This window comes from Nonomuraea sp. NPDC049158 (genome assembly GCF_040648335.1).
Taxonomy (GTDB): domain Bacteria; phylum Actinomycetota; class Actinomycetes; order Streptosporangiales; family Streptosporangiaceae; genus Nonomuraea.
Window position 1 is genome coordinate 14,989 of sequence record NZ_JBEZDM010000063.1, and the last position, 25,763, is coordinate 40,751.

27 protein-coding genes and 1 tRNA gene are annotated in these 25,763 nt (G+C 68.2%); 24 read left to right on the forward strand and 4 right to left on the reverse strand.

What is annotated here, in order from left to right:
- The first annotated feature begins 27 nt into the window (after window positions 1–27).
- From AB0B61_RS55275 to AB0B61_RS55295, 5 genes are all read left to right on the forward strand, one after another.
- On the forward strand, window positions 28–1,179 hold the full coding sequence (locus tag AB0B61_RS55275) for an amino acid permease (RefSeq protein ID WP_358449982.1): 1,152 nt from the start codon (window positions 28–30) through the stop codon (window positions 1,177–1,179).
- A 100-nt stretch (window positions 1,180–1,279) separates the two neighbouring features.
- Window positions 1,280–3,142: an acyl-CoA dehydrogenase family protein gene (locus AB0B61_RS55280; protein ID WP_358449983.1), complete on the forward strand. Its 1,863-nt coding sequence runs from the start codon at window positions 1,280–1,282 to the stop codon at window positions 3,140–3,142.
- 186 nt (window positions 3,143–3,328) lie between these two features.
- On the forward strand, window positions 3,329–4,600 hold the full coding sequence (locus AB0B61_RS55285; RefSeq protein WP_358450028.1) for an extracellular solute-binding protein: 1,272 nt from the start codon (window positions 3,329–3,331) through the stop codon (window positions 4,598–4,600).
- Window positions 4,601–4,670: 70 nt separating this feature from the next.
- Window positions 4,671–5,555: a sugar ABC transporter permease gene (locus AB0B61_RS55290; protein WP_358449985.1), complete on the forward strand. Its 885-nt coding sequence runs from the start codon at window positions 4,671–4,673 to the stop codon at window positions 5,553–5,555.
- Window positions 5,555–6,439, forward strand: a complete 885-nt coding sequence (locus AB0B61_RS55295) for a carbohydrate ABC transporter permease (RefSeq protein ID WP_358449987.1) — start codon at window positions 5,555–5,557, stop codon at window positions 6,437–6,439. Before AB0B61_RS55290 ends, AB0B61_RS55295 begins: the two co-directional genes overlap by 1 nt.
- A gap of 88 nt (window positions 6,440–6,527) precedes the next feature.
- Here the strand turns inward: AB0B61_RS55295 and AB0B61_RS55300 are convergent, their stop codons facing one another.
- Window positions 6,528–7,262: a class I SAM-dependent methyltransferase gene (locus tag AB0B61_RS55300; protein ID WP_358449989.1), complete on the reverse strand. Its 735-nt coding sequence runs from the start codon at window positions 7,260–7,262 to the stop codon at window positions 6,528–6,530.
- Between the two features lie 108 nt (window positions 7,263–7,370).
- Here AB0B61_RS55300 and AB0B61_RS55305 point away from each other — a divergent pair, with 108 nt between their 5' ends.
- Both AB0B61_RS55305 and AB0B61_RS55310 read left to right on the forward strand, forming a co-directional pair.
- Complete coding sequence (locus AB0B61_RS55305; protein ID WP_358449991.1) at window positions 7,371–7,928, forward strand: RNA polymerase sigma factor; 558 nt, start codon at window positions 7,371–7,373, stop codon at window positions 7,926–7,928.
- A complete protein-coding gene (locus AB0B61_RS55310) occupies window positions 7,915–8,745 on the forward strand; it encodes a hypothetical protein (RefSeq protein ID WP_358449993.1) in 831 nt (276 codons plus the stop codon). Before AB0B61_RS55305 ends, AB0B61_RS55310 begins: the two co-directional genes overlap by 14 nt.
- A 17-nt stretch (window positions 8,746–8,762) precedes the next feature.
- Here AB0B61_RS55310 and AB0B61_RS55315 read toward each other — a convergent pair whose 3' ends face one another.
- Entirely contained in the window at window positions 8,763–9,782 is a 1,020-nt protein-coding gene (locus tag AB0B61_RS55315) for an adenosine deaminase (RefSeq protein WP_358449995.1), read from the reverse strand.
- Between the two features lie 68 nt (window positions 9,783–9,850).
- Between AB0B61_RS55315 and AB0B61_RS55320 the strand changes: the two genes are divergently transcribed.
- Genes AB0B61_RS55320 through AB0B61_RS55335 form a run of 4 tightly spaced genes read left to right on the forward strand, consistent with a single transcriptional unit; the run spans window position 9,851 to window position 12,457 of the window.
- Entirely contained in the window at window positions 9,851–10,351 is a 501-nt protein-coding gene (locus tag AB0B61_RS55320; RefSeq protein ID WP_358449997.1) for a SigE family RNA polymerase sigma factor, read from the forward strand.
- Window positions 10,348–11,259: a PASTA domain-containing protein gene (locus tag AB0B61_RS55325; RefSeq protein WP_358449998.1), complete on the forward strand. Its 912-nt coding sequence runs from the start codon at window positions 10,348–10,350 to the stop codon at window positions 11,257–11,259. The genes AB0B61_RS55320 and AB0B61_RS55325 overlap by 4 nt, the downstream gene beginning before the upstream one ends.
- 41 nt (window positions 11,260–11,300) lie before the next feature.
- Window positions 11,301–11,933 carry a hypothetical protein gene (locus AB0B61_RS55330; RefSeq protein ID WP_358450000.1) on the forward strand — a complete coding sequence of 211 codons (633 nt, stop codon included), beginning with the start codon at window positions 11,301–11,303 and terminating at the stop codon, window positions 11,931–11,933.
- Between the two features lie 41 nt (window positions 11,934–11,974).
- A complete protein-coding gene (locus AB0B61_RS55335; RefSeq protein WP_358450002.1) occupies window positions 11,975–12,457 on the forward strand; it encodes a hypothetical protein in 483 nt (160 codons plus the stop codon).
- 27 nt (window positions 12,458–12,484) lie between these two features.
- Here the strand turns inward: AB0B61_RS55335 and AB0B61_RS55340 are convergent, their stop codons facing one another.
- On the reverse strand, window positions 12,485–13,693 hold the full coding sequence (locus AB0B61_RS55340) for a pyridoxal phosphate-dependent aminotransferase (RefSeq protein ID WP_358450004.1): 1,209 nt from the start codon (window positions 13,691–13,693) through the stop codon (window positions 12,485–12,487).
- A gap of 158 nt (window positions 13,694–13,851) precedes the next feature.
- On the opposite strand from AB0B61_RS55340, the gene AB0B61_RS55345 reads away from it, so the two are divergent.
- From AB0B61_RS55345 to AB0B61_RS55385, 9 genes are all read left to right on the forward strand, one after another.
- A tRNA-Trp gene (locus tag AB0B61_RS55345) sits at window positions 13,852–13,924 on the forward strand.
- 73 nt (window positions 13,925–13,997) lie between these two features.
- A complete protein-coding gene (gene secE / locus AB0B61_RS55350) occupies window positions 13,998–14,243 on the forward strand; it encodes a preprotein translocase subunit SecE (protein ID WP_225294001.1) in 246 nt (81 codons plus the stop codon).
- A 65-nt stretch (window positions 14,244–14,308) separates the two neighbouring features.
- On the forward strand, window positions 14,309–15,091 hold the full coding sequence (gene nusG / locus AB0B61_RS55355; protein WP_358450006.1) for a transcription termination/antitermination protein NusG: 783 nt from the start codon (window positions 14,309–14,311) through the stop codon (window positions 15,089–15,091).
- A 117-nt stretch (window positions 15,092–15,208) separates the two neighbouring features.
- Entirely contained in the window at window positions 15,209–15,640 is a 432-nt protein-coding gene (gene rplK, locus AB0B61_RS55360; protein WP_225293997.1) for a 50S ribosomal protein L11, read from the forward strand.
- Between the two features lie 132 nt (window positions 15,641–15,772).
- Window positions 15,773–16,492 (forward strand): 50S ribosomal protein L1, encoded by a 720-nt coding sequence (gene rplA / locus AB0B61_RS55365; RefSeq protein WP_358450008.1) that lies wholly within the window; start codon window positions 15,773–15,775, stop codon window positions 16,490–16,492.
- Window positions 16,493–16,974: 482 nt separating this feature from the next.
- Window positions 16,975–17,802, forward strand: a complete 828-nt coding sequence (locus AB0B61_RS55370) for an LppX_LprAFG lipoprotein (protein ID WP_358450010.1) — start codon at window positions 16,975–16,977, stop codon at window positions 17,800–17,802.
- 270 nt (window positions 17,803–18,072) lie between these two features.
- A complete protein-coding gene (rplJ, locus tag AB0B61_RS55375) occupies window positions 18,073–18,597 on the forward strand; it encodes a 50S ribosomal protein L10 (protein WP_225293991.1) in 525 nt (174 codons plus the stop codon).
- 69 nt (window positions 18,598–18,666) lie between these two features.
- Window positions 18,667–19,056, forward strand: coding sequence for a 50S ribosomal protein L7/L12 (gene rplL, locus AB0B61_RS55380; protein WP_225293990.1), 390 nt, complete (start codon window positions 18,667–18,669; stop codon window positions 19,054–19,056).
- Window positions 19,057–19,316: 260 nt separating this feature from the next.
- Window positions 19,317–21,416, forward strand: coding sequence for a glycosyltransferase family 39 protein (locus AB0B61_RS55385; RefSeq protein ID WP_358450012.1), 2,100 nt, complete (start codon window positions 19,317–19,319; stop codon window positions 21,414–21,416).
- 207 nt (window positions 21,417–21,623) lie between these two features.
- Here AB0B61_RS55385 and AB0B61_RS55390 read toward each other — a convergent pair whose 3' ends face one another.
- The gene (locus AB0B61_RS55390; protein ID WP_358450014.1) at window positions 21,624–22,010 is read right to left on the reverse strand and encodes a nuclear transport factor 2 family protein; all 387 of its coding nucleotides are present in this window, start codon (window positions 22,008–22,010) and stop codon (window positions 21,624–21,626) included.
- A 106-nt stretch (window positions 22,011–22,116) separates the two neighbouring features.
- Between AB0B61_RS55390 and AB0B61_RS55395 the strand changes: the two genes are divergently transcribed.
- From AB0B61_RS55395 to AB0B61_RS55410, 4 genes are all read left to right on the forward strand, one after another.
- A complete protein-coding gene (locus tag AB0B61_RS55395) occupies window positions 22,117–22,671 on the forward strand; it encodes a TetR family transcriptional regulator (protein WP_358450016.1) in 555 nt (184 codons plus the stop codon).
- 148 nt (window positions 22,672–22,819) lie between these two features.
- On the forward strand, window positions 22,820–23,821 hold the full coding sequence (locus AB0B61_RS55400; RefSeq protein WP_225293987.1) for an ABC transporter ATP-binding protein: 1,002 nt from the start codon (window positions 22,820–22,822) through the stop codon (window positions 23,819–23,821).
- Between the two features lie 507 nt (window positions 23,822–24,328).
- Window positions 24,329–24,826 carry a hypothetical protein gene (locus AB0B61_RS55405; RefSeq protein WP_358450018.1) on the forward strand — a complete coding sequence of 166 codons (498 nt, stop codon included), beginning with the start codon at window positions 24,329–24,331 and terminating at the stop codon, window positions 24,824–24,826.
- Entirely contained in the window at window positions 24,823–25,317 is a 495-nt protein-coding gene (locus tag AB0B61_RS55410) for a hypothetical protein (RefSeq protein ID WP_358450020.1), read from the forward strand. Before AB0B61_RS55405 ends, AB0B61_RS55410 begins: the two co-directional genes overlap by 4 nt.
- Window positions 25,318–25,763: the final 446 nt, after the last annotated feature.

The following is a 25,763-nucleotide window of genomic DNA, read 5'->3' on the forward strand; positions in this document are numbered from 1 at the left end:
GATATGTCGCAACAAACGAAAGGTCACTTGAGCGCAGGTCAGGGCACGGCGATGCTGCTGGGCGGGGTACTCGGACCGGGCATGCTGGTGCTGCCCCAACTGGCCGCCGAGGCCGCGGGCCCGGCGTCGATCCTGGCCTGGGTGGGCCTGCTGGCGCTGAGCGCACCGGTGGCGATCACCTTCGCCACGCTCGGCACCCATTACCCGAACGGCGGCGGCGTGGCCGCCTTCACCGGGATCGCGTTCGGCGGGAGGGCCGCCGCGGTGGTCGGCTGGTGGTTCTACGGCGCCGTCCCCATCGGCATCGTGGCCGGCGCGCAGGTGGGCGCGGTCTATGTGGCCAACACCCTGGGCGTGGACAAGACCGTCGCCGCCGCCACCCTGCTCGCCGCCGCCTTCCTCGCCAACGCCGCGGGCCTGCGCACCTCGGGACGGCTGCAGGTGGCCATGGTGCTCCTGCTGATCGCGCTCCTCGCGACGGCCGTCGGCACCGCCGCGCCGCACGCCAGCGCCGCCAACTTCACCCCGTTCGCCCCGTACGGCATGGCGGGCGTGATCTCCGCGGCCGGAGTGCTCTTCTTCGCCTTCGTCGGCTGGGAGGCCGCCACCCACCTGTCGGCGGAGATCACCGACATCAGGAGGGCCACCACGGTGACCCTGATCGTGATCTCCGTCCTCTACCTGAGCATCTCCATCACCTCGATCGCCGTCCTGGGCCGAGCGGCACCGCTGTCCGCCCTGCTGGAGACCGGCATCGGCGCCGCAGCCGGCCCGATCACCACCGCGGCGGCCATAGCCCTCACCTTCGGCGCCATCAACACCTACATAGCCGGCGCCGCCCGCCTGGGCGTGTCCATGGCCGGGAGCGGATCCCTGCCGCGCTGGTTCGAAAAGGGCGCAACCCCCTACCGCAGCCTGGCCCTCCTGGCGGCCCTGACCGCCCTGATCATGCTGCTGCCGGCGGACCTGGACACCCTCATGAGAGCCACCTCGGCCTGCCTGGCCGCGGTGACCACGGCAGGCGTGGCGGCGGCCGTCCGCGTTCTGCCGCCGGGAAGGCCGCGCAACACGGCCATCGTGGCGACTGCCCTTTCATGCATAGCCCTGGCCTGCTGCGGCACATACCTAGCAGTACCGGCGGCACTGTCGCTGATAGCCCTGCTGACGGCAAAGCCGTAACGACTGGAGTCCCGAAACCAGGTGCGGCGGGTGGCGGGCAACCCGCGCTTGTCGTACAAGAAAGGGAAAGAGACCCCTCACCGAACGGAAGAGGGACGCGATGACCGACTACGCAAAGGCGAGAGAGCTCGGCGAGCAGGCCCGCGAGAAGGAGTGGACCCGCCCGAGCTTCGCCAAGCAGCTGTTCCTGGGCGATCTCCGCCTCGACCTGGTCCACCCGGCCCCCACGCTGGCGGAGGAGGCGGCCAAGCGCGGGGAGGATTTCGTCCGGGCCGTCCGGCGCTACCTCGACGCGCACGTCGATCCCGCCGAGATCGAGCGGACCGCGCAGGTGCCCGACGAGGTGGTCAAGGGGCTCGGCGAGCTCGGGGCGTTCGGGATCACGATCAGCGAGGAGTACGGCGGGCTCGGCCTGCCCTACCTGTACTACTGCCGCGCGCTCATGCTCGTCGGGTCGTACTGCCCGGCGCTGGCGACGCTGCTGTCGGCGCATCAGTCGATCGGGGTGCCGCAGCCGCTCAAGTTGTTCGGCACCGAGGAGCAGAAGCGGGAGTACCTGCCGAGGTGCGCGCGCGGCGAGGTGTCGGCGTTCCTGCTGACGGAGCCGGACGTGGGCTCCGACCCGGCGCGGCTGTCCACGACCGCAGTCAGGGACGGCGACGACTACGTGCTCGACGGCGTCAAGCTGTGGACGACGAACGGCGTGGTCGCCGACCTGCTCGTGGTCATGGCCCGTACCGGCAAGAAGATCAGCGCGTTCGTGGTCGAGGCCGACTCGCCCGGCATCACGGTGAAGCGGCGCAACGCTTTCATGGGGCTCAGGGGCATCGAGAACGGTGTCACCGAGTTCACGCAGGTCAGGGTGCCCGCCAAGAATCTCATCGGGCGTGAGGGCGAAGGGTTGAAGATCGCCCTCACCACGCTCAACACCGGGCGCCTGTCGCTGCCCGCCACCTGCGCGGGCAACGCCAAGTGGGCGGTGAAGATCGCCCGTGAGTGGGGCAACGCCCGCGTGCAGTGGGGGCGCAAGATCGGCGAGCACGAGGCCGTCGCCACGAAGATCGCCTTCATCGCGGCCACCGCGTACGCCCTGGAGGCCGTCTGCGAGCTGACCAGCCGCATGGCCGACGACCAGCGCAACGACATCAGGATCGAGGCCGCGCTGGCCAAGCTCTACGCCTCCGAGCTGTCCTACCAGGTGCTCGACGAGTTGCTCCAGATCAGGGGCGGTCGCGGCTACGAGACCGCCGGGTCGCTGGCCGCGCGGGGCGAGCGCGGGGTCCCGGTCGAGCAGATGCTGCGCGACTCGCGGATCAACCGGATCTTCGAGGGCTCCTCCGAGATCATGCGGCTGCTGATCACCCGCGAGGCGGTCGACGCCCACCTGTCGGCGGCCGGGGAGCTCATCAACCCCGACGCCTCCAGGAAGGAACGCGCGCAGGCGCTGCGGCAGGCGGGCCGCTTCTACGCCCGCTGGCTGCCGACGCTGGTCGCGGGCAGCGGCAACCTGCCCGCCGCCTACGCCGACTTCGGGCCGTTGGCGGCCCACCTGCGCTTCGTCGAGCGGACCAGCAGGAAGCTGGCCCGGTCCACCTTCTACGGGATGTCCCGCTGGCAGGGGCGGCTCGAGCACAAGCAGTCTTTCCTCGGCCGGATCATCGACATCGGGGCCGAGCTGTTCGCCATCACCGCGGTCTGCGTCAAGGCCGAGGAGGACGCCCGTGACCTGGGGCGCCGGCCGTACGAGCTGGCGGACACGTTCTGCCATCAGGCGCGGCGGCGGGCGGAGGCGCTGTTCGCCAAGCTCTGGGACAACAGCGACACCCAGGACACCCGGCTGGCCCGCTACGTGCTCGACGGCCGTTACACCTTCGTCGAGGAGGGCATTCTCGACCCGTCCATCGAAGGGCCGTGGATCGGATCGCCGCAGGGCGGGGAGAGCGTGCGGAGAAAGATCCTCTGACGCGCGGTCTAGACCGGTTGTGAGGTTTCTGGCGTCCTAGTGTTTTCAAACCGAGACCAACCGGTATAGACCAGACCGAGAATAGAGGCTTACTCTGACGCAAACGCGTTGAGCTGTGACTCACGCACCGGCCGCTGGTACGGACCAGCGAGACCCGTCCGATGAGAAGGCGGTACTTCGGTGAACATGAAACTTGTGGGCGGTGCGGCTCTCGGCCTGGCGACCGTGCTGGTCCTGTCCAGCTGTGGCTCAGGAGGAGGCACCGGCACGGCCGGTGCGGGCGACCAGAAGTCCTCGGCCGGCGGCCCGGTGACGCTCAAGATGGTCGCCGCCGACTACGGTGACGGCCCCGGCAAGCCGAACTCCGGTGAGACGTTCTGGAAGGGCGTCGTGGACGAGTTCCAGGCGGCCAACCCGAACATCAAGGTCGAGGTCCAGGTCATCAACTGGAACGACATCGACAAGCAGGTCGCCACCATGGTCCAGAACGGCCAGGTGCCCGACATCCTGCAGACCGGCGACTACTCCGGCTTCGTCAAGGACCAGCTCCTCTACAAGGTCGACGAGGTCCTGTCGCCGAACGTCTCCGGCGACATGCTGCAGAAGTTCGCCGACTTCGGCAAGGTCGACGGTGCCGCGTACGGCATCCCGTTCGTCTCCTCCGCCCGCGCCCTGTTCTACAACAAGGACCTGTTCCAGAAGGCCGGCATCGCCGAGCCGCCCAAGACCTGGGACGAGCTCAAGGCCGACGCCGAGAAGCTGAAGAAGGCCGGCGTCAGCCAGCCCTTCGGCCTGCCACTCGGACAGGAGGAGGCGCAGGCCGAGTCCTTCCTGTGGATGCTCGGCAACGGCGGCGGCTACAAGGACGCCTCCGGCAAGTGGGCGATCAACTCCCCGCAGAACGTCGAGACGTTCAACTACGTGAAGGGCCTGGTCAACGCCGGTCTGACCACCCCGAACCCGGGCACCAAGGACCGCAAGACGGTCTGGGAGGACTTCGGCGCCGGCAAGGTCGGCATGGTCAACGGCGGCCCGATGTCCATCCCGATCTTCGACGCGGCCGGGCTGAAGAACTACGGCGTCGCGCCGATCCCCGGCAAGTCCGGCCCGCTCGACACCACGCTCGGCGTCATGGACTGGATCATGGCGTTCAACAAGAACGGCCACGCCGCCGAGATCAAGAAGTTCTTCGACTTCTTCTACACCGGCAGCGCCGCGCAGAAGATCAGCGACACCTACAAGCTGCTGCCCGTGACCAACGGCGGCATCCAGAAGCTGTCGGGCGACGAGAAGCTCAAGCCGTTCCTCGACGCGCTGCCCAACGCCAGCTTCTACCCGTTCCAGGACCCGAAGTGGGCCGAGGTGAACCCGCAGATCAAGCAGACCATCGGCGGGGCCGTCAAGGACGACCCGGCCAAGGTGCTCGGCGAGCTCCAGAAGACCGCCGACGCCGGCTGATCAGTCGGGGGCCCGTACGGCCGGCGCTTCGCGTCCAGAGCGCCGGCCGTACCGTTACGGAAGGTTCCGCATGAAAAGGTTGCGCGTCCTGGAGCCCCTGGCCTGGGTCGGGCCCGCTGTTGTGCTGATCGCGGTGGTCGTGCTCTGGCCGGTCTACGAGATGATCCGCTCGTCGTTCCTGAAGATCAGCCGATTCGGCGTGGTCCAGGGCGGGAACGGCGTGGCGAACTACGAGAAGCTGTTCGGTGAGAAGGACTTCGCGGACATCATGGTCCGCAGCGTGATCTGGGTGGTCGCGGTCGTCGCCCTCACCGTGCTGATCTCGCTGGCCCTGGCCCAGCTGTTCAACCAGCGCTTCCCCGGCCGCAAGATCGCCCGCTGGGCGCTGATCGCGCCGTGGGCGGCCTCGGTGCTGATGACGGCGATCATCTTCAAGTGGATGCTCGACCCTGAGGTCGGCGTCATCAACCAGATCAGGCTCAAGCTCGGCCTGATCGACGCGATGGGCGGCGCCTCGGCCGACCAGCTCGGCGACGCCTCGACGGCGATGCCGTGGCTGGTGTTCGTGGCGGTGTTCGTGTCGGTGCCGTTCACCACGTACGCGCTGCTGGCCGGTCTGGCGACGATCCCCAACGACGTCTACGAGGCGGCCAAGATGGACGGCGCCACCCGGTTGCGGACGTACTGGTCGATCACGCTGCCGCTGCTGCGCCCCGCCCTCACGGTCGCCGCGCTGATCAACGTCATGAACGTCTTCAACAGCTTCCCGATCATCTGGGCCATGACGCACGGTCAGCCCGGATACTCGACGGCGACCTCGACGATCCTCATGTTCATCCTCAAGGGCTCCAACATCGGCGAGTCCGCCGCCATGTCGGTCGTCAACTTCGGCATGGTGATCATCCTGACCGCGATCTTCCTCAGGGTGTCCCGCTGGAACAAGGAGGTGGCGTGATGGCCGTCAAGACGGCGCCGACACTGTCCACCCACCACCACGCCAAGCCGACCCGCCCCGCCGCGCGCCGCCTGCCCAGGGTGAAGACGGTGATCGTCGCGGGCAGCGCGTACGTGATCGCGTTCATCTTCCTGTTCCCGTACCTGGTGATGCTGCTGACCTCGCTGCGTCCTCAGGAGACGCTGCGCGACGTGACGTTCTTCCCGTCGCAGTGGGAGTGGTCGAACCTGACCAACTTCTGGACCAGCGGCCTGGCCGGCAACCTCATGGTCACGCTCAAGGTGGCGGCGGGTTCGACCATCTTGGTGCTGCTGGTGGCCCTGCCGGCCGCCTACTACTCGGCCAGGCACAACTTCAGGGGGCGCACGGCGTTCCTGATCCTGGTGCTGATCACCCAGATGTTCCAGCCGACGGCCATGCTGGTCGGCATCTACCGGGAGTTCTTCCAGTTCGGGCTGGTGGACTCGATCTGGTCGCTGATCCTGGTCAACGGCGGGTTCAACCTGGCGTTCGCGGTGTGGATCCTGAACGCGTACTTCTCCTCGATCCCGCGTGAGCTGGAGGAGGCGGCGTTCATCGACGGCAACGGGCGGTTCGGGGCCCTGTTCCGGATCACGCTGCCGCTGGCCATGCCCGGGGTCATCACCGCGCTGATCTTCACCTTCATCGCCGCGTGGAACGAGTTCGTGGTGGCGTTGACGCTGACCACGACACCGGCGAACCAGCCGCTGACGGTGGCGCTCAACTCGTTCATCGGTCAGTACCAGGTGGACTGGCAGAACCTCTTCGCCGGCTCGGTGATCGCCACCATCCCAGTGATCATCCTGTTCGCTCTGATCGAGCGAAAGGTGGTGGGAGGTCTGACGGCGGGCTCCATCAAATAGCCGGCCACGACAGCCATCCCCGCCCGGGCCCCTCCTCCACCGGCCCGGGCCCCTCAGCCGCCCCGCTCGCCGGTGGCGGCTGAGGTGGTTACTGGGGTACGCGGGCGACGCAGAACACGGTCTGGCCGAAGGGCGGCCGGATGAAGCGCTCGATCAGACGCGTGGCCGGAACCACCGTCCGGTCGTAGATCTTCACGAGTCGCGGATCCGGATAGCCCACACCACCCCGGCGGACGGCGGCCCACCAGGCGATGCCGCCCAGGAAGTTGATCGGCTTCAGAACCTCGGGCTCCAGCCCCGCCTTGGCGACCGTCGCGCCCAGGGTCTTGGGGGTGTAGCGCTGGACGTGCCCGACCTTGCGGTCGAAGTCTCCATAAAGCTGCATGTAGCCGGGCACCCAGATGATGATCCGGCCGCCGGGCTGCGTGACCCGGGCCAGCGAACGCAGCGCCTCGGCGTCCTCTTCGATGTGCTCCAGGACGTTCATCATGATGACCGTGTCGACCTTGTCCTCAAGCGGGATCTCGGTCGGCAGGCCGAACTGCAGCACGTTGATGTCGTCGCGCCCCTCGAAGCGCTTGCGGAGCTGCTCGACGCAGTAGGGGTCGAAGTCGCTCACCACGAGGCGGTCGAGGCGCGGCAGGAACTGCTCGGCGAAATGGCCCAGCCCGGACCCGATCTCCAGCATCGAACGGCCGACATGCGGGGCGACCATGTCGAACTCGTACTGCCGATAGTTCTTGGCCTCGTCCCCACCTAGGTGGTTCTCCAGGGCCTCGTCACCGGCCGCCGGTTGTACTACACGGTCATACCCAGAAGACATAGTGCCGTTCCTTCGAAGGGCTCATGGATTTGTGCGAGTCTAATGCCCCAGCAGCGCCGATGGTCACCTGATGGGTCAAACGCCCTTCCCCGAACCCCCTCTGATGCGGTGAAATCTGACTCGTTCATGGACGACGACGAGGCCATCAGCCGCTCCCTCGCCGGCGACCTGTCCGCCTACGAGGCGCTGGTCGCCCGCTACAGCGCGCTCGCCCACCGCACCGCCGCCATGCTCGGGGCGGGGGACGAGGCAGAGGATGTGGTGCAGGAGGCGTTCGTCAAGGCGTTCAGGCATCTGTCGACCTTCCGCAGGGACGCCCCTTTCCGGCCGTGGCTGCTGCGGATCGTGGCCAACGAGACGCACAACCTGACCCGGTCGCGCGGGCGCAGATCCGAGCTCGCCGTACGGCTCAGCGCCACGGCCGAGGTCAAGGCCCCCGACGACCCCGAGGGCTCGGCCGTCGCCACGGATCGGCGCGCCCGGCTGCTGGAGGCGGTACGCCACCTGCCGGAGCGGGAACGCCAGGCCGTCGTCTGCCGGTACTTCTTACAGCTGACGGAGGCGGAAACCGCCCAGGTGCTCGACTGGCCGCTCGGCACCGTCAAGTCCAGCACCCATCGCGGCCTCGCGCGGCTCAGGGAGGAGGTGGGCAATGAGCTCGCATGACCCGTTCGACGACCTGGCCGCCGAACTCACGGCCCTCGCCGACTTCCTCGACGTCCCCAACCCACCGCCGGGCGACGTGGCGTCAGCCGTCCGCGCCCGCCTGGAGCCCACCCCCGAAACGCCCACGACGCCCGAGGTGGCCCCTGAGGCGCCCGGTGTGTCCGGCGCCAGGCGGCATCCCCCGGCGCCGGGTCGGCGAGACGATGAGCGGCGGCCTCCGGCGCAACGCGGGCGGCGGCCGAGATGGCCGATCGTGACAGCCATCGTCCTGGCCGTCATAGCCATCACCGCCGCCACCCCGCAGGGCCGCGCCGCCGTACGCGCGATCCTCCACTACGCCGGCATCGAGCTACGCCTGAGCGACTCCACCCCAGAGCCGATCACCACCCCCACCCCGCTGCCGGGCGAGCACACGGTGGCCCCGGCGGACCTGGCCACCCAAGTGCGGTTCCCCATCAAGACCCCCACCGCGCTGGGCACCCCCGAGCGCGCCACGGTGAGCGACAACGGCCGGGTGGCGTCGATGTTCTGGCCGGGCGGCATCCGCCTGGACCAGTTCGACGGCACGCTCAGCCCGTACTTCTTCAAGAGCGTCGGCCCACCCTGGCCCGAGGACGTCCCGGTCGAGGGCGTCACCGCCTGGTGGCTCGGCGGCGAGCATCCGCTCGGCTACCTCAAGCGCGAGGACGGCACGTCGGTCCCCCTACGCCAGGCCCAGCCCACCCTCATCTGGCAGTCCGGCACAGTCGGCTACCGCCTGGAAGGAGCCGGCACCAAGGAGCGCGCCGCCGAGATAGCCGCCGCACTCCTTCGATAGCCGCGCTGATAGCCGCCTCACTCCGGTTGGGCCAGCCAGTCGTCGATCTCCTTCAGCAGCTCCTTGCGCACGCCCTCGGGCGCCGTGGACGCCCTGATCGACTGCCGGGCCAGCTCGGCGATCTCCTCATCGCGAAAGCCGTAGACCTCCCGCGCCAGCTCGTACTGCCGCAACAACCGCGCCCCGAACAGCAACGGGTCGTCGGCCCCCAGCGCGATCGGTACCCCCGCGTCGAACAGCCTGCGCAACGGCACATCCGCCACCCGCTCCGCGACACCCAGCCCCACGTTCGAGGTCGGGCACACCTCGCAGCAGATCTGCCGCTCGGCCAGCCGCTCCATCAGCCACGGGTCCTCCGCCGCCCGCACCCCGTGCCCCACGCGATCCGCGTGCAGGTCGTCCACGCACTGCGCGACGCTGCGGGGCCCGAGCAGCTCACCTCCATGGGGTACGGCCAGCAGCCCCGCGCGCTTGGCGATCCGGAAGGCCCGCTCGAACTCCCTGGCCGCGCCGCGCCGCTCGTCGTTCGACAACCCGAACCCGACGACCCCCTTGCCCTGGTACTGGACCGCGAGCCTGGCCAGCGTGTTGGCGTCGAGCGGGTGCTTGGTGCGGTTGGCCGCCACGACCACCGCGATCCCGATGTCCGCCAGTACGGCGGCCTGGGCGGCGGCGTCCAGCATGAGCTCCAGCGTCGCCGTCAACCCGCCGAACCGCGGCGCGAACCCCGACGGGTCCACCTGGATCTCCAGCCACCGCGACCCGGCCGCCGCCTCGTCCTCGGCCGTCTCCCGCACCAGCCGGTAGACGTGTTCCGGCCGCCACAGCACCGACCTGGCGATGTCGTACAGTCGCTGGAACCTGAACCACCCACGCTCATCGGTCGCGTGCAGCTGGGGCGGCCAGTCCTGCTCCAGCGCGTCGGGCAGGTGCAGGCCCTGCTCGCGAGCCAGCTCGATCAGCGTCGTATGCCGCATCGAGCCGGTGAAGTGCAGGTGCAGGTGAGCCTTGGGCAGCTGGTCAAGCGGGCGTGGCATTTCCATATCTTGCCACTCAACCTGTATGCCCGTTCGTGCGTTGGGAGGGGCGAAAGGGGACCCCGCTCATGACGGATGAAGACGAAACGGCATTCGACGAGTTCCTTGCCGCCCGCAGCACCTCGTTGTTACGCACCGCGATCCTGGTCTGCGGAGCCACCCACCACGACGCCGAGGACCTGGTCCAGCACGCTCTGGAGAAGGTCTACCGGCACTGGACCCGGATCCGGCACGACAACCCCGAGGCGTACGCGCGCAAGGTTCTCGTGAACGCGGCGATCAGCCGGGCTCGGCGGCGGCGCGTCGTGCAGGAGATCACGTTCGCCCGGCCGCCCGACACCGCCGCGAAATCGCCCGACCTGGACCTGCGCGACACGCTCATCGAGGAGTTGCGCAGGCTGCCGCCGAAGATGCGGGCCGTGATCGTCCTGCGCTACTGGGAGGACCAGTCGGAGTCGGCCACCGCGTCGCTGCTCGGCTGCTCGCTCGGCACGGTGAAGAGCCAGGCGGCCCGGGGCCTCGCCAAGATCCGCGAACGCATGACCGTCGCAGAAGGAGCGATCCGATGAAGACCGAAGAAGAAGCCATCGCCGAGGCCATGGCCACGCACGTCGCCGGCGTGCACGCCGGGCCGACGCTCGGCCGGGACGTGCGCCGCCGCCACCGCGCGCACGTGCTCAGATTCCGTACGGCCGGCGCCGCCCTCGTCACGGCCCTGGTCGCCGTGACCGTGCCGGCACTGATCAACTCGGGGGAACCCCCCAGGGCTCAGCACGCGGCCACCGGCCAGGACCAGGCCGTGATGGACTTGGTGACCGTCCCGGACGTCGTAGGCAAGCCCGTCGCCGAGGCGGTCGAGACGCTGAAGCAGGCGGGACTGGTCGTGGAGGACCCGGAGACGGCCACCGACACGGGTTCGGTGCGCGTCCAGACCCCCGCCGCCGGTCAGGAAGTGACGAAGGGGACGAACGTCCAGCTCACCGTCGGCCAGGAAGTCTCGGTGCCGCAGGACCTCGGTGATTTGGGCGACGGCAGGACGTTCGGCGGCATCCACATCGGCTACCTGCCCGACGGGCTCGAATGGGGTAAATGGTCGGGCAAGAACGGCTTCGGCAAAACCAGCTACACCACCACTTTCGTCCAGCCTGGACAGCCAGAGGGCTATTACTCCGTACAGGTCGTCGTGTTCGCGGGTGAGGCGAGCAAGCAGGTCGCGCAGCGGCTGGCGAGGTTCTCCGACCAGGGCGCTGAAACTCTTGATATCAGTGGCAAGGAGGCTTACCTCGCGAATGTCACTGAAGGCGGAGAAGTCGCCACCGACACCACCGACAACTCTGAGGGCTCCACGAGCACCATCGGCTGGACGCTGCGCAAGGGGCTGGCGGTCGAGGTGTATATCAGCCCGGACTATGCGAAAAAGGTTGACGCGGCGGCCGAGTTGAAGAGGATCGCCGAAGGGCTCGAACCCGTCAAGTGATCAGGTGGTACGGGTGAGATCAGACCGGGGATCTACCGTGCATGAGGCCTGAGGGCGGGACCGGCGGACAGGCGTTGCGCGCGATGCTGGCGTTCCTCGCACTCGGGGTCACCGTTTCGATCATCTATGGGCTGTTCTCCTCGGGATTCGGGCGTCTCCATCGCGCACCGGTGGGGGCGCCTGCGCCGGTTCAGGCTCCGCCGCGGCCGCTTCCGGCCGCGCCGGGCCGGGCGGGGCCCGTTCGGGGCCGGACCGTCACCGCCGCCCTGGCGGCGCCCCGGATCGCGGTGGTCGCGCATGACTTCTGGCTCACCTACCTGCCTTCGGGGTTCGATCGCGCCGACGGGGGAGTGATCGAACCCGACCAGGGCGCCTGGGCCAGGTTCGCCCCTGAGAGGGGGCCAGGCGCTCGGGACAGATTCGTCGAGGTGCGGGTCGAGCACGGCGCCGCGGCGGCCGACTGGGCCACCTACCAGCGACGGACGCCGCTACGTACACCGAGGGAGACCACCATCCGCGGCAGACCCGCCCTGGTCGGCAGGCATCCCGGCGGTGGCCTGATGATCGTCTGGCTGGAGCGTACGGGCACCGGAGCGTGGATCAGGGTCAGCGAATCCCTGAGCGAAGAACTGCTCCGTGTTGCCGCCTCGGTCAAGGCTCCTGTAGGAGACTAGGGGCCTTTTCTGCGGTTTCCACTCCAAGTCATGGGGGGTTGATGCGACGCCTGGCAGCGGTGTCCCTCGTGTTCGTGCTCACCGCGTGCGGCAACGCCGCCACGCCGGAGGCGAACACAGCCACGCCGGAACCGAGCCGGGCGAGGTCGACGATCACCTCTCTGACCTGCGGGTCCGGGGATCTCGGCATCGGCCACCTGCCCGCGGGGGTGGAGCGCGCGGGCTCGTTCGCGCGGGTCAAGTCACTGCGCGAGCGGCTCAAGGTGAAGGGCGTGCGGTGGCGCAAGAACGACGAGGAGTTGCTCGTCGGTCTGGTGTGCGGGGTGCGGGGCGCCGAGCGGTTCGCGTCGCTGGTCAGCAGGTCGAGCCTGGGCGCGTACAACGGCAAGCCCGCCCTGCGCTGGCGTACGCGGGGCGGGCTGAGCAACTTCATGTGGCTGGAACGGCCGGGCACCGCGGTCTACATCGGCGCCACGCCCGGACTGGCCCGCGAGATCGAGGAAGTGGCCGAGGCGGTCGGCTGACGCGGCGCGGTCACCCAGCCTCTTCGCTTAGTGGGCTTCCGCGAGGAGCTTGGCGAGGCGGCTGACGCCCTCTGCCAGATCGTCGTCCCCCAGGGCGTACGAAAGGCGGAAATATCCGGGCGTCCCGAACGCCTCGCCCGGAACAACCGCCACCTCCGCCTCCTCCAGGATCAGCTCGGCCAGCTCGGCCGACGACTGCGGCCGCCGGCCGCGCAGCTCCTTGCCGAGCAGCTCCTTGACCGAGGGGTAGGCGTAGAACGCCCCCTTCGGCTCCGGGCAGAACACGCCGGGGATCTCGTTGAGCAGCCGGACCATCGCCTGACGGCGCCGGTCGAACGCCTCACGCATCTCCGCCACGGCCGACAGGTCGCCGGAGACCGCGGCCAGAGCGGCCATCTGGGCCACGTTCGAGACGTTGGACGTTGCGTGCGACTGGAGGTTCGTCGCGGCCTTGACCACGTCGGACGGGCCGATCAGCCAGCCGACCCGCCAGCCCGTCATGGCGTACGTCTTGGCCACGCCGTTGACGATGACGACCCGGTCGGCCAGCTCGGGAACGGCCGTGGCGATGCTGGTGAACTCCGCTCCGCCGTACACGAGATGCTCGTAGATCTCGTCGGTGACCACCCAGAGGTCGTTGGCGGCGGCCCAGCGGCCGATCGCCTCCGTCTGCTCGCGCGAGTAGACGGCGCCAGTCGGGTTGGACGGCGAGACGAACAGCAGGACCTTGGTGCGCTCCGTGCGGGCCGCTTCGAGCTGTTCGACGCTCGCGAGGTAGCCGGTCGTCTCGTCGGTGACGACGTCGACCTGGACGCCGCCGGCCAGCTTGATCGCCTCGGGGTAGGTCGTCCAGTACGGGGCCACGACCAGGACCTCGTCGCCCGGGTCGAGCAGCGTGGCGAACGCCTCATAGACGGCCTGCTTGCCGCCGTTGGTGACCAGGACCTGCGACGCCTCGACCTGGTAACCCGAGTCGCGCCGCGTCTTGGCGGCGATCGCCTGCTTGAGCTCCGGCAGGCCGCCGGCCGGGGTGTACTTGTGGAAGCGGGGATCGCGCGCCGCCGCGACCGCCGCCTCGACGATGTAATCCGGCGTTGGGAAGTCGGGTTCTCCGGCGCCGAAGCCGATGACCGGACGGCCGGCCGCCTTCATCGCCTTCGCCTTCGCGTCCACGGCCAGCGTGGCGGACTCGGAAATCGCGGAAATTCGGGTGGATATGCGAGGTCGGGTGGACATGGGTCCATGCTGCCACGCGGGCCGTGACCTGGGCGATCGGGTTTGGTTCGACGTAAGGGGCATTCCCCCGATACACTTTCGCCTGGTCGTGCCGCCGCATGTCGACGTGCGGTTCGGTCCAGGCAGTGAGCTGATCAGGGTAGTGTGGTTGGCGACATAGGGCACTGGCGCAATTGGTAGCGCACCGGTCTCCAAAACCGGCGGTTGGGGGTTCGAGTCCCTCGTGCCCTGCGAGTGCGGTCCGCGCAATGGCGTGTAAGCGCGCCGCATACTGCGTTGGATACGACAGATTCAGGTGAGGACTGTGGCGATCGACACGCGCGGCGAGACCGCAGGCAAGCCTAGTGGCGAGAAGAAGACCCGCACCTCGCCGGCCCTTTTCTACCGGCAGGTAGTCACCGAGCTGCGTAAGGTCATCTGGCCGACACGCAAGGATCTCATCACTTACACCACGGTCGTTCTGGTATTCGTTCTGATCATGGTTGCGATCGTGTACGGGCTCGACAGCGCGCTCGGCTGGGCCGTTCTCCGCGTCTTCGGCGGAGCCTGATCCAGACACCGACGGCGTCGCCCGACGGAGTCGCCATTCGATTCGACGAAAGAGGAAAAGTCACCGTGTCCGAATCTTCAGTGCCGGCGAACGAGTCCCACGAGGAGTGGGACACCGAGCCGGAAGAGGCCGCTGAGGCCACTGAGGAGACCGTCGACGAGCTCGACGCCGACGTCGCGGACAGCGACGAGAGCGACGAGGACGAGGTCGCCGACGAGGCTCCCGCAGTCGACGAAGACGGTGACATCCTGCCTGACGTCGACCCGGTCGAGGAGTTCAAGCGCTCGCTCCGGGGCCAGCTCGGCGAGTGGTACGTGATCCACTCCTACGCCGGCTACGAAAACCGCGTGAAGTCCAACATCGAGAGCCGCAACGTGTCTCTCAACATGGAGGACTACATCTACCAGGTCGAGGTGCCGACGCACACCGTCCAGGAGTTCAAGAGCGGTAAGAAGGTGCCGGTCAAGGAGCGCGTGCTGCCCGGCTACGTGCTGGTGCGCATGGAGCTGACCGACGAGTCCTGGGCCGCCGTGCGTAACACGCCCGGTGTGACCGGCTTCGTGGGCCTGTCCAACAAGCCGAGCCCGCTCAACCTCGACGAGGTCGCCAAGCTGCTGGCGCCCGAGCCGACCGAGGAAGCCAAGAAGTCCTCGGCCAAGACCAGCTCCGGCCCGACCGTCGAGTTCGAGATCGGCGAGTCCGTCACGGTCATGGACGGCCCGTTCGCCACCCTGCCCGCCTCGGTCAGCGAGATCAGCCCCGAGTCGCAGAAGCTCAAGGTGCTCGTCTCGATCTTCGGCCGCGAGACCCCGGTCGAGCTGTCGTTCAACCAGGTCTCGAAGATCTAAGACGATCACGTAAGCTGATATGTCGTCCCCACGCGCGTGAACGGGGGGCCCCTGTGTTCTGGGGTCCCCATGCCCGTGGGGGTTTGCAACACCATTCTCAGGACCCGGAGAAGGATCATGCCTCCAAAGAAGAAGATCGCGGCCTTGGTGAAGGTGCAGCTGCCCGCTGGCCAGGCCACGCCCGCTCCGCCCGTCGGTACCGCGCTCGGTCCCCACGGCGTCAACATCATGGACTTCGTCAAGCAGTACAACGCTGCCACGGAGGCCCAGCGGGGCAACATCATCCCCGTTGAGATCACCATTTTCGAAGACCGCAGCTTCACCTTCATCACGAAGACGCCCCCGGCGCCCGAGCTGATCAAGAAGGCTCTGGGTCTCGACAAGGGCAGCGCGGTTCCGCACAAGGAGAAGGTCGGCAAGCTCAGCCGCGAGCAGCTCCGCAGCATCGCTGAGACCAAGATGCCCGACCTCAACGCCAACGACATCGCGGCGGCCGAGAAGATCATCGCCGGCACTGCCCGGTCCATGGGCATCACCGTCGCCGACTAACACTTCCCGATCCGCGGGAGGGCCGTTCCCCGGCCCGAACCGCGATCCGTGGGAGAGCCGGTTTCCCGGCTCCTACCCACACCGATCAGTGGGAGGGCCGGCACCCGGCCCGCACACCACAAGGAGACAGACATGAAGCGCAGCAAGGCGCACAAGGACGCGTCGGCCAAGGTCGACCACGACAAGCTCTACGCGCCCGTCGAGGCCGCGAAGCTGGCCAAGCAGACGTCCACCACCAAGTTCGACGCCACTGTCGAGGTGGCGCTGCGACTGGGCGTCGACCCTCGCAAGGCCGACCAGATCGTGCGCGGCACGGTCAACCTCCCGCACGGCACCGGCAAGACCGCCCGGGTCCTGGTCTTCGCGACCGGTGACCGTGCCGAGGCGGCCCGCGAGGCGGGCGCCGACATCATCGGCGCCGACGAGCTCATCGACGAGATCGCCAAGGGCAACCGGCTCGGCGAGTTCGACGCCGTCGTCGCCACCCCTGACCTCATGGGCAAGGTCGGCCGTCTGGGCCGTGTCCTCGGCCCGCGTGGCCTCATGCCCAACCCCAAGACCGGCACCGTGACGCCTGACGTCGCCAAGGCCGTGACGGAGATCAAGGGCGGCAAGATCGAGTTCCGTACGGACCGGCAGGCCAACCTGCACTTCATCATCGGCAAGACGTCGTTCGGCGAGCGCCAGCTCATCGAGAACTACGCCGCCGCCCTCGACGAGGTGCTCCGTCTCAAGCCGTCGGCCGCCAAGGGCCGTTACCTGAAGAAGGTCACCTTCTCCACGACCATGGGCCCCGGCGTCCCGGTCGACCCCAACGCCACCCGCGGCCTCACCGCCGACCTGGACGCGTAGCGGAAAAGCCACTCTTCTGGCACTTCTTCGCACCACACAGCCCTCGCCGACTCCGGCGGGGGCTGTTGTGTGTCCGGGGGCCGTCGCTTTGCGCGCATGGCGGCCCACAAGCACCCCCGCCACCGACCCCCCGCCACAGGCTCTCGCGTCACGGGCCGCCCGCCGCTGTGGGCGGGGCCCCAATGGGGCTGCGGCGCGGGCTTTGTGGACGCTTCCGGGTGCGGTGTGCGCTCTGCGGGGACGGTCCTTGCCGGGCGCGTCTGCGAGCTCGATCTCGTACGGCGAGCGGGGGATTCCGGGTGACGCGTGACCCGCGCGGTGCCGTACGTGGAAAGAAAGATCGGAGCAGTCCACACGACAGAAGCCGAGGCAGAGAGCCCGTCGCGCGGTCAGGGGGCGCGGGTCGGGGAAGACCCTGGGTTTTCCCTGAAAAGTCAGGGGAATACGCCATCACCGGGACACCGACACGTAGGGTTTAAATCATGCTGAAGCGCAGAATTTCCCTCGCTACCGCCGCGGCCGGTGCCGCCCTGGTCGCGGTCGCGGTTGCCGGTTGTGGAACGACCGCGCAGCCAATCCAGGTCAAGCTGGCGGCGTCCGAAGTGCTGACGCAGGCCGCGCAGAAGACCGCGGAGGTCACCAGCTACACCGTTGACGCCGTCGTCAACGTCAAGCAAGCCCAGGAGGGAAGCGGCAAGGTGCAGGGGCGGATGCTCTACCAGAGCAAGCCGCAGCTGGCCGTCGACCTCACCCTCGACACCCTCGACATGGGCGGTAAGGGTCTGCCCGGTGGAGCACGAGCCGTGCTCCAGGGCGACGCCGTCTACGTCAAGGTCGAGGCGCTCAAGGAGCTCGTCGGGGCGACGAAGCCGTGGATCAAGGTGCCGCTGACCAATGTCGGCGCTCCGGATCAGGTCAAGACGTACCTCGACCAGATCCAGCAGTTCGACCTGGCGGCCGTCACCAAGATGGTGACCGCGTCGCAGGACGTCAAGGCGGCCGGCAACGAGAGTGTCGGCGGCGTGGACACCACCCACTACAGCGGGACGTTCCCGGTCGACGCGGCGGTGCAGCAGCTGCCGGCCGACAAGCAGGAAGCCGCCCGCTCGGGTCTGGCCGAGCTCAAGGACATCAAGTTCGACATCTGGGTGGGCAGTGACGGCCTGCCTCGCAAGCTCGCCCTGAACGGTGCCAAGGAAGACGCCACGCTGGACGCGACCCTGCTGTTCAAGGGGTTCAACGAGGCCGTCAACATCCAGACGCCGCCCGCCGACCAGATCGGCGAGCTGCCGAAGGGCACGACCAACTAACCGGGTGCGGCGCTGAAGAGCGTCGCCGACTGAGAGCGATTTGGAAACTCGGCGGCCAGGACGTACTCTGGTCGTTGCCGAAGACCGCCGGTTGTCGTCAGGTTCTTCAAGACCTGACGACCGAAGGATCCACAGTCTGTGGACGGCCCGCGCAGGTGTGATACGAGTTTCCTACACGGAGCGATCCGTGTGTGAGCCCCGTGTGCGCCCTGCGCCCGGGGCCGTTCTCATTTCTGGGCCTTCACCGGTGGCACATCTGGAAGGAGGCCCATGGCGAGGGCGGATAAGGCGACAGCAGTTGCCGAGCTCAGGAGCGAGTTCGAAGGCAGCGCTGCCGCCGTTCTGACCGAGTACCGCGGTCTCACCGTCGCCCAGCTCAAGCAGCTGCGCGTCTCTCTCGGTGAGAATGCGAAGTTCGCCGTGGCGAAGAACACCCTGACTAAGATTGCGGCCAATGAGGCCGGTTTCGCGGGTCTTGACGACCTGCTCGCCGGTCCGACCGCGATCGCCTTCGTCAACGGCGACGTTGTCGAGGCGGCCAAGGGTCTGCGTGACTTCGCCAAGGCCAATCCCCTTCTGGTGATCAAGGGCGGCGTCCTTGATGGCAAGATGCTGGACGCAACCGAGATCACCAGGCTCGCTGACCTCGAGTCCCGCGAGGTTCTCCTCGCGAAGCTGGCCGGCGCGATGAAGGCGAAGCAGAGTGCTGCTGCCGCCATGTTCGCCGCGCTGCCCACCAACATGGCCCAGCTGGCCGACGCCCTTCGCGCCAAGCGCGAAGAGGCGGGCGAGTAATACGGGGATTGCCGCAAACCCCGCGGTCCCGTTCCTAGTTATCGCAAGATCCATACGGAGGAAACCATCATGGCGAAGCTCAGCACCGACGAGCTGCTCGACGCGTTCAAGGAGATGACCCTCCTCGAGCTTTCCGAGTTCGTAAAGCAGTTCGAGGAAGTGTTCGACGTCAAGGCCGCCGCCCCCGTCGCGGTTGCCGCTGCCCCCGCCGCCGGTGGTGGCGAGGCCGCCGCCGTTGAGGAGCAGGACGAGTTCGACGTCATCCTCGAGGCTGCCGGCGACAAGAAGATCCAGGTCATCAAGGAGATCCGCGCCCTGACGTCCCTGGGCCTCAAGGAGGCCAAGGACCTGGTCGACGGCGCTCCCAAGAACGTCTTCGACGGCAAGGTCAACAAGGAGCAGGCGGAGAAGGCCAAGGCTGCCCTCGAGGGCGCCGGCGCTTCCGTCACCGTGAAGTAACACTTTCGAGGCATATCGCTCGAAGAGCATTACCGAATCGCCGGTTCCGGCGTTTCACCCCAGAAGGGGCGGCTGCACCCAGGTGCCGGGTGTGCCGCCCCTTTTGCATGCCCGGCTGTTGCTGCTTTCGCGCCCGACTGCTTTCGCGCCCGACTGTTTTGCCCCGACTGTTTGAGCCCGGCTGTTAGCGCCGTACAGAGCTCACGAGATTCTCATGGTCGTCTCATCGCGTGGCGAGAGGCCGTGCTTAGCGTTCGAGTGTGTTCAAGGATGCGCGTGTCAGAGATCGATGGGCGTTGGCCGGGCTGCTCGCCGCCACCGCGGTGCTCTACGTATGGGGGCTGAACGCCTCCGGATGGGCGAACGCGTTCTACTCGGCTGCCGTACAAGCGGGCACCCAGAGTTGGAAGGCGTTCTTCTTCGGGTCGTCCGACGCGGCCAATGCCATCACCGTCGACAAGACGCCCGCCTCGTTGTGGCCGATGGAGCTCAGCGCCAGGATCTTCGGGCTGAGCTCATGGAGCATCCTCGTGCCCCAGGCGCTCATGGGCGTGGCGACCGTGGGCGTGGTCTATGCCGCCGTACGCCGCCGGTTCCCCGCGTGGGCCGCGTTGATCGGCGGGGCGGTGATGGCGGTTACGCCGGTGGCGGTGCTGATGTTCCGCTTCAACAATCCGGACGCGCTGCTGGTGCTGCTGCTGACCGTCGCGGGTTACTGCGTGGTGCGGGCCCAGGAGAAGGCGGGGACGCGGTGGCTGGTGCTGGCGGGGGCGTGCATCGGGTTCGCGTTCCTGGCCAAGATGCTGCAGGCGTTCGTGGTGCTGCCGGGGTTCGCGCTCGTCTACCTGATCACGGCTCCGACCACGGTGGGGCGGCGGCTCTGGCAGCTCGTGCTGGCGGGTGTGGCCGTGGTGGTGTCAGCCGGATGGTGGCTGGTGGCCGTGGCACTGGTGCCCGCCGCCGACCGGCCGTACATCGGCGGCTCCCAGACCAACAGCGTCCTGGAACTCGCGCTCGGCTACAACGGCATCGGGCGGCTGAACGGCGGCGACTACGGAGGGCTCGGCAACCTCAACCAGCAGGCCGGCTGGTGGCGGATGTTCGACACCGAGGCGGGCGGGCAGATCTCGTGGCTGCTTCCGGCGGCGCTGGTGCTCCTGGTGGCCGTGGTCTGGCTGACGCGCTCGGCGCCGCGGACCGATCCCGTACGGGCCCAGGTGGCTGTGTGGGGGAGCTGGCTGGTGATCACCGGGCTGATCTTCAGCCTGATGCAGGGGATCTTCCACGCGTACTACACGGTGGCGCTGGCTCCGGCGATCGCGGTGCTGGTGGGTTCGGGGGTGGCGCTGCTGTGGGAGCGCCGGGCGAACCGGGCGCTCGCGCTGGCGGCGGCCGTGACGGCTGGGTGGGGGTACGTCCTGCTGTCGCGTAGCTCGGAGTGGAATTCCTGGTTGGGGCCGATCGTGCTCGTCGGCGGGCTGGCGGCGGCGGTGGGGCTGCTGATCGTCGGTCGTGAGGAGGAGGGGCGGGTGGGTGTGCCGTCCGGGGAAGTTGGGACCGTGCCGGGCGCGGGACTTGGGGGCGGGCGGGCTGAGGAGCTTGGGGGCGTGCCGGTCGCGGAAGCTGGGGGCGTGGCGTCTGCGGGCGTGTCGTTCGAGGCGCGTGGTTGGTGGTCGCGGCGGTTGTCGGGGATTGTCGCCGTCGTGGCGGTTGTGGTGTGCCTGGCGGGGCCGGCCGCGTACGCACTGGACACCGCCACATCCGCGCATACCGGCGCGATCCCCACGGCGGGCCCCTCTACGGGAGGGTTCGGCGGACCTGGAGGGTTCCGGCGCGGCGGTGGCGGCCCTGCGGCCATGGGGCCGGGCGGGTTCGGTGGCTTCGGTGGCGGTCAGCCGGGCGGCACCGGTGGTACTGCGAGATCGGGTGGCACGGGGGCCGATGGGTTCGCTCGTGGTGGGCGGGGAGGCGGTGGAATGGGCGGGTTGCTGCAGTCCGCCACCCCCAGTGCCGAGCTGACCGCCCTTCTGAAGAGCAACGCCACCGCCTACAGCTGGGTCGCCGCGACCGTCGGCTCGAACAACGCCGCCGGATACCAGCTCGCCACGGGCCAGCCGGTGATGGCGGTGGGCGGCTTCAACGGGACCGACCCCGCGCCGACGCTCACCCAGTTCAAGCAGTACGTGGCCGAGGGGAAGATCCACTACTTCATCGGTGGCGGGATGGGCGGTGGCATGCGCGGCGGGGCCAGCACGGGTGGCAGCAGTGACGCGGCCGAGATCGCCGCCTGGGTGCAGGAGACGTACACGGCCGCCACAGTCGGCAACGCCACGGTCTACGACCTCACCGCCGCCAAGTGACCGTACGACCTCAGGGTCGGAGGGTCCCTGGGTGGTTCGTCACACAACCGTTTCGATCCCTGTGACGGTCCGTGGTGGCTGGGGTTCCTGGGAGGGATGCCCCTCCGGGGAGCAGATGGAGGCGGTCCGTCGTGGCAGAGGTCCTATGGAGGAGTACCCCTCCGGGGAGCGGAAGCGTGTACCCGGCGAACGTTCGTGGATGCCGCGCTAGGCGGCGCGGACGCGGGTGATGGCGCTGGTGTCCATGTAGTCGCGCGTGTGGACGATCAGACCGTCCCTGACCCGCAGGATCAGCAGGCCCGGCACCGTCAGCTCCTGGTCGGCCACCGTGACCACCGTCTCGTGCTCCGCCACGACCACCTCTGGGTCGGTGGTCTGGCGGATGACCACATCGCGGATCTCCTTGACCAGGGCCTTCATGGCGCCCCACATCATCGTGTACCCCGCCCGGACCTCCTCTCGGCCCTTGAACGCCGGCAGGCCGCCGAAGGGGAACTCGTGCAGGCCGTCCTCGGCATAGAGGTCGGCCAGTTCGTCGGCCGACTTGTGGAGCATCGCGGCGTGGTAGGCGGCGACGACTTCGGTGGTGGACATGGGGGCCCCATTTCGCTCAACGGAGGTTGACTCAACGAGCGTAGAGCGAAATGTGACGAACGGTCAACGTCTGTAGAGTGAGTAACGATCGTCAAAGGGGGGCGGCGTGACCGAACGGGCGGAGCGGCGTCGCAGGACCGAGCGGCGGATCCTGGAGGCGGCCAGGAAGCTCTTCGCCGACCTGGGATTCGAGCGCACCACGATCCGCGCCGTGGCCAAGGCGGCGGAGGTCGATCCCGCGCTCGTCATGCAGTACTTCGGCAGCAAGCAGGACCTGTTCAGCGCGGCTGTGACCGTGGCCCCGGCGCCGGTGGCCAAGGGCGATGCCGACGACTTGGTCGAGCAACTCATCGGGAGTCTCGGCCTCAAGATGGGGGAGTTGCCGCAGAGCTCCCTGGCCATGATGCGATCGATGCTCACCCACCCGGAGGCGGGCGCGTCGGCGCGGGCCGTACTGAGTCGTCAGATTCATCAGGTCGGCGAGTCGATCCCCGGCGACGATGCGCGACTGCGGGCGGCGCTGATGACGACGATCATGCTGGGCGTGACCGTGGGCCACCAGCTACTCGAACTCGACGAGCTGCGCGAGGCCTCTCAAGCGGACATCGCACGGGTCCTTCGCCCGGCTCTGAGGGCGATCGCCCATCCCCAGGCCGGATAGGCGCCCCGACGCCCGTTGCTGGACTCCGCGTCTCATAACCGGGCAGTAACAAGTTATTGGAACTGGTTCCAATTCCCTCGTGCGCCGCTACGGTGATGGCAGTCTTGTGGTTGAAGTCACATTACTCTGTGCGCATGGAGGGTGACCCGTGGGCGTCGAAGTCGTGGTCGACGGGCTGACCAAGTCGTTCGGTCGGCAGGTCATCTGGGAGGACGTCTCGCTCACCCTGCCCGCGGGCGAGATCTCGGTGCTGCTCGGCCCCTCCGGCACCGGCAAGTCGGTCTTCCTCAAGACGCTGGTCGGGCTGCTCAGGCCGGACCGCGGCCACATCTGGATCGACGGCTACGACCTGGCCAACTGCAACGAGAGCAAGCTCTATGAGCTGCGCCGGCTGTTCGGCGTGTTGTTCCAGGACGGCGCCCTGTTCGGCTCGCTCAGCCTGTACGACAACATCGCCTTCCCGCTGCGCGAGCACACCAAGAAGAGCGAGTCACAGATCCGCCAGATCGTGCTGGAGAAGATGGAGCTCGTCGGCCTGCTCGGCGCCGAGACCAAGCTGCCGGGCGAGATCTCCGGCGGCATGCGCAAGCGGGCCGGGCTGGCCAGGGCGCTGGTGCTCGATCCCGAGATCATCCTGTTCGACGAGCCCGACTCGGGTCTGGACCCGGTACGGACCGCCTACCTCAACCAGCTCATCGTCGACCTGAACGCCGAGATCGAGGCGACCTTCCTGATCGTCACGCACGACATCAACACCGCCCGTACGGTGCCCGACGACATCGGGCTGCTGTTCCGGCGCGAGTTGATCATGTTCGGGCCGCGCGAGATGCTGCTGTCGAGCGACGAGCCGGTGGTCCGGCAGTTCCTCAACGCCAGGAAGCACGGCCCGATCGGTATGTCGGAGGAGAAGGACGTCTCCGAGCTGGAGGCCGAGGCGCAGCTGGGCCATGACCCCGGCTCGCTGCCGCCGATCCCGCCGCAGCTGATGCCGAGCGGCAACGGGCTCCGCCGTACGCAGCGGCCGCCCGGCACCTGGCTGGCGGCCAACGGGGTCATCCCGCCCCAGGGCTCCTTCGTGGACGACCGCGGGCGCAATTGGCTCGAAGAGTACCCACGACTGATCAACGCCCACCTCAACGGCGTCCGGTAGGTCCGGGTCCGCTCCTGGTAGCGGTCTCGGCCCTGGTCCCGGTCTGAGGCTCGGTAGGCCCGGTTGCGATAGACGCTGGCCCGCGCCGATGGGTCTTACGACCGCCATGGAAATCGGGGTGTGGGCCGCAGGCGGTCTGGACCGGTTCGTCGTCCGACCGCCAAGAGCTGTCAGGCCGCTCAGAGCCGTCCGGCGGCCCAAGAGCCGCCAACCGGCCAAGCGCGTCAGACCGGGACGAGCCGCCAGGCGGGCCGAGAAGGCGTTTTCCCGAACCTCGGTGACAGAAAGGCCGTAACGCCGTGCCGAGCCCTCAGCGGGCCCTAGAGAGCCACCTGAAGGGCGTTCGTCAGACACTCGGTCCGCCAGGGAGGCCGGAGACGGCGACAACGCCGCCGCCGAAAGACAATGCCCGGCAAGAGTGGGTCCTATGTCGCCTCTGTCGTTTCCCGGGCTCCGGGAGCGGCCGGCGGGTTACCATCCAGCAACCAAGCCGGGAGGTGAGCAGACGTGGACGAGCCGGTCCGGCCACCCCGCGTCCTGACCGGCGTACTCGTGCTGCTGGTGGTGCTGCTCGGCGCCGCCGTGGTGTTCCTTCGCGGGCAGGACCTGGCCGAACAGGCCAGGGCGGACGATCGGCGGGCCGCGCTGGAGGCGGCGGGCACGCACGCGATCAACCTGATCTCGCTCGACTACAAGACCGTCGACGCCGACATGGGACGCATCCTCGCCACCTCCACCGGAGTGGCCCAGGAGGAGTACAAGGCGAACGCGGCGAAGCTCAAGTCCACCACAGTGGGGAACAAGGTCGTGCAGCACGGCGTGCTCCGGGCCACGGGGCTGGTGTCGATGACGGAGCTGACCGCGAGGGTGCTGGTCGTGGCCGACGTGGAGATCCGCTGGGAGGGTTCCAAGACCCCCAAGCAGGAACGGTTCTACCGCTGGTCGATGGACGTGACCAAGGCGAACGGAGTCTGGCTGGTGTCGAGGGCGGTGCAGGTGGTGTGAGGGCGGTCACGATCGCGCTGCTGGTCCTGGTGCTCGGGCTCGGCGGCGCGTCAGGGGTGTTCTGGTACGACGCCCACGCCATGCGCGCGGACGAGGAGGCGGGGCGCCAGGCCATGGCCGCGGCCCGTACGGTGGCGCCGGACCTGCTGTCCTACGACTACCGGACGGTCGAGCAGGACCTGGCCCGGGCGGCCGAGCACACGACGGGCGAGCTCACCGAGCACTACAAGGCCCTGTCGGCCTCCCTGGCCGCCAAGGCCAAGGCGGAGAAGACGGTGCGGACGGCGGCCGTCGCCGACGCGGGTGTGGAGCGTGCAGAAGATGATCGAGTAGAGGTTCTGTTGTTCGTGAACACGGGTACGGTCAGGGAGATCCCCGGCAAGGCCGAACCACAGCAACAGGTCAGCCAGGACCGGGCCAGGCTCGTCATGGTCCGGCAAGATTCCCGCTGGCTGGTGGCTGAGCTGTCGACCTTGATCGGCACTGCCTGAGTCATCGGGCGCGCCTCCGAGGTCAATTGTTACCAAAAATAAGGTTTAGCGAAGCCCAAGTAGCGGGTACCTGAGTCTCAGCTACACCGGTTGTCGGCATGGGTTCGACCCTCGGTGTGACGGAGCGTTAACCGTCCCCGTTCGCGGGTATCGTCTTGGGCCTGACGGTAGGCGTCCGATCACGCAGGGGAGAAAACCCAGCGTCCGGCCCCTAGGTCGGCGGAAAGTCGGGCTTACGGGCTTGACGTTTCCGCTCGAACGGGCGATGCTGCGACCAACGTGGAGCATGCAGCGAGAGTGAAGTGGACAGGCGTGTGCCGTTCGGCTACACTGCCCCTTTGCGCTGCCCTTTGACGACCCGCTCCGCTTGCTCACGTTGCGAGGTTGTCTGGCGTGCGTGTAGTCAGTCCGCCGCGAGCCCTCGGAAGGACATCTGTTGGCAGCCT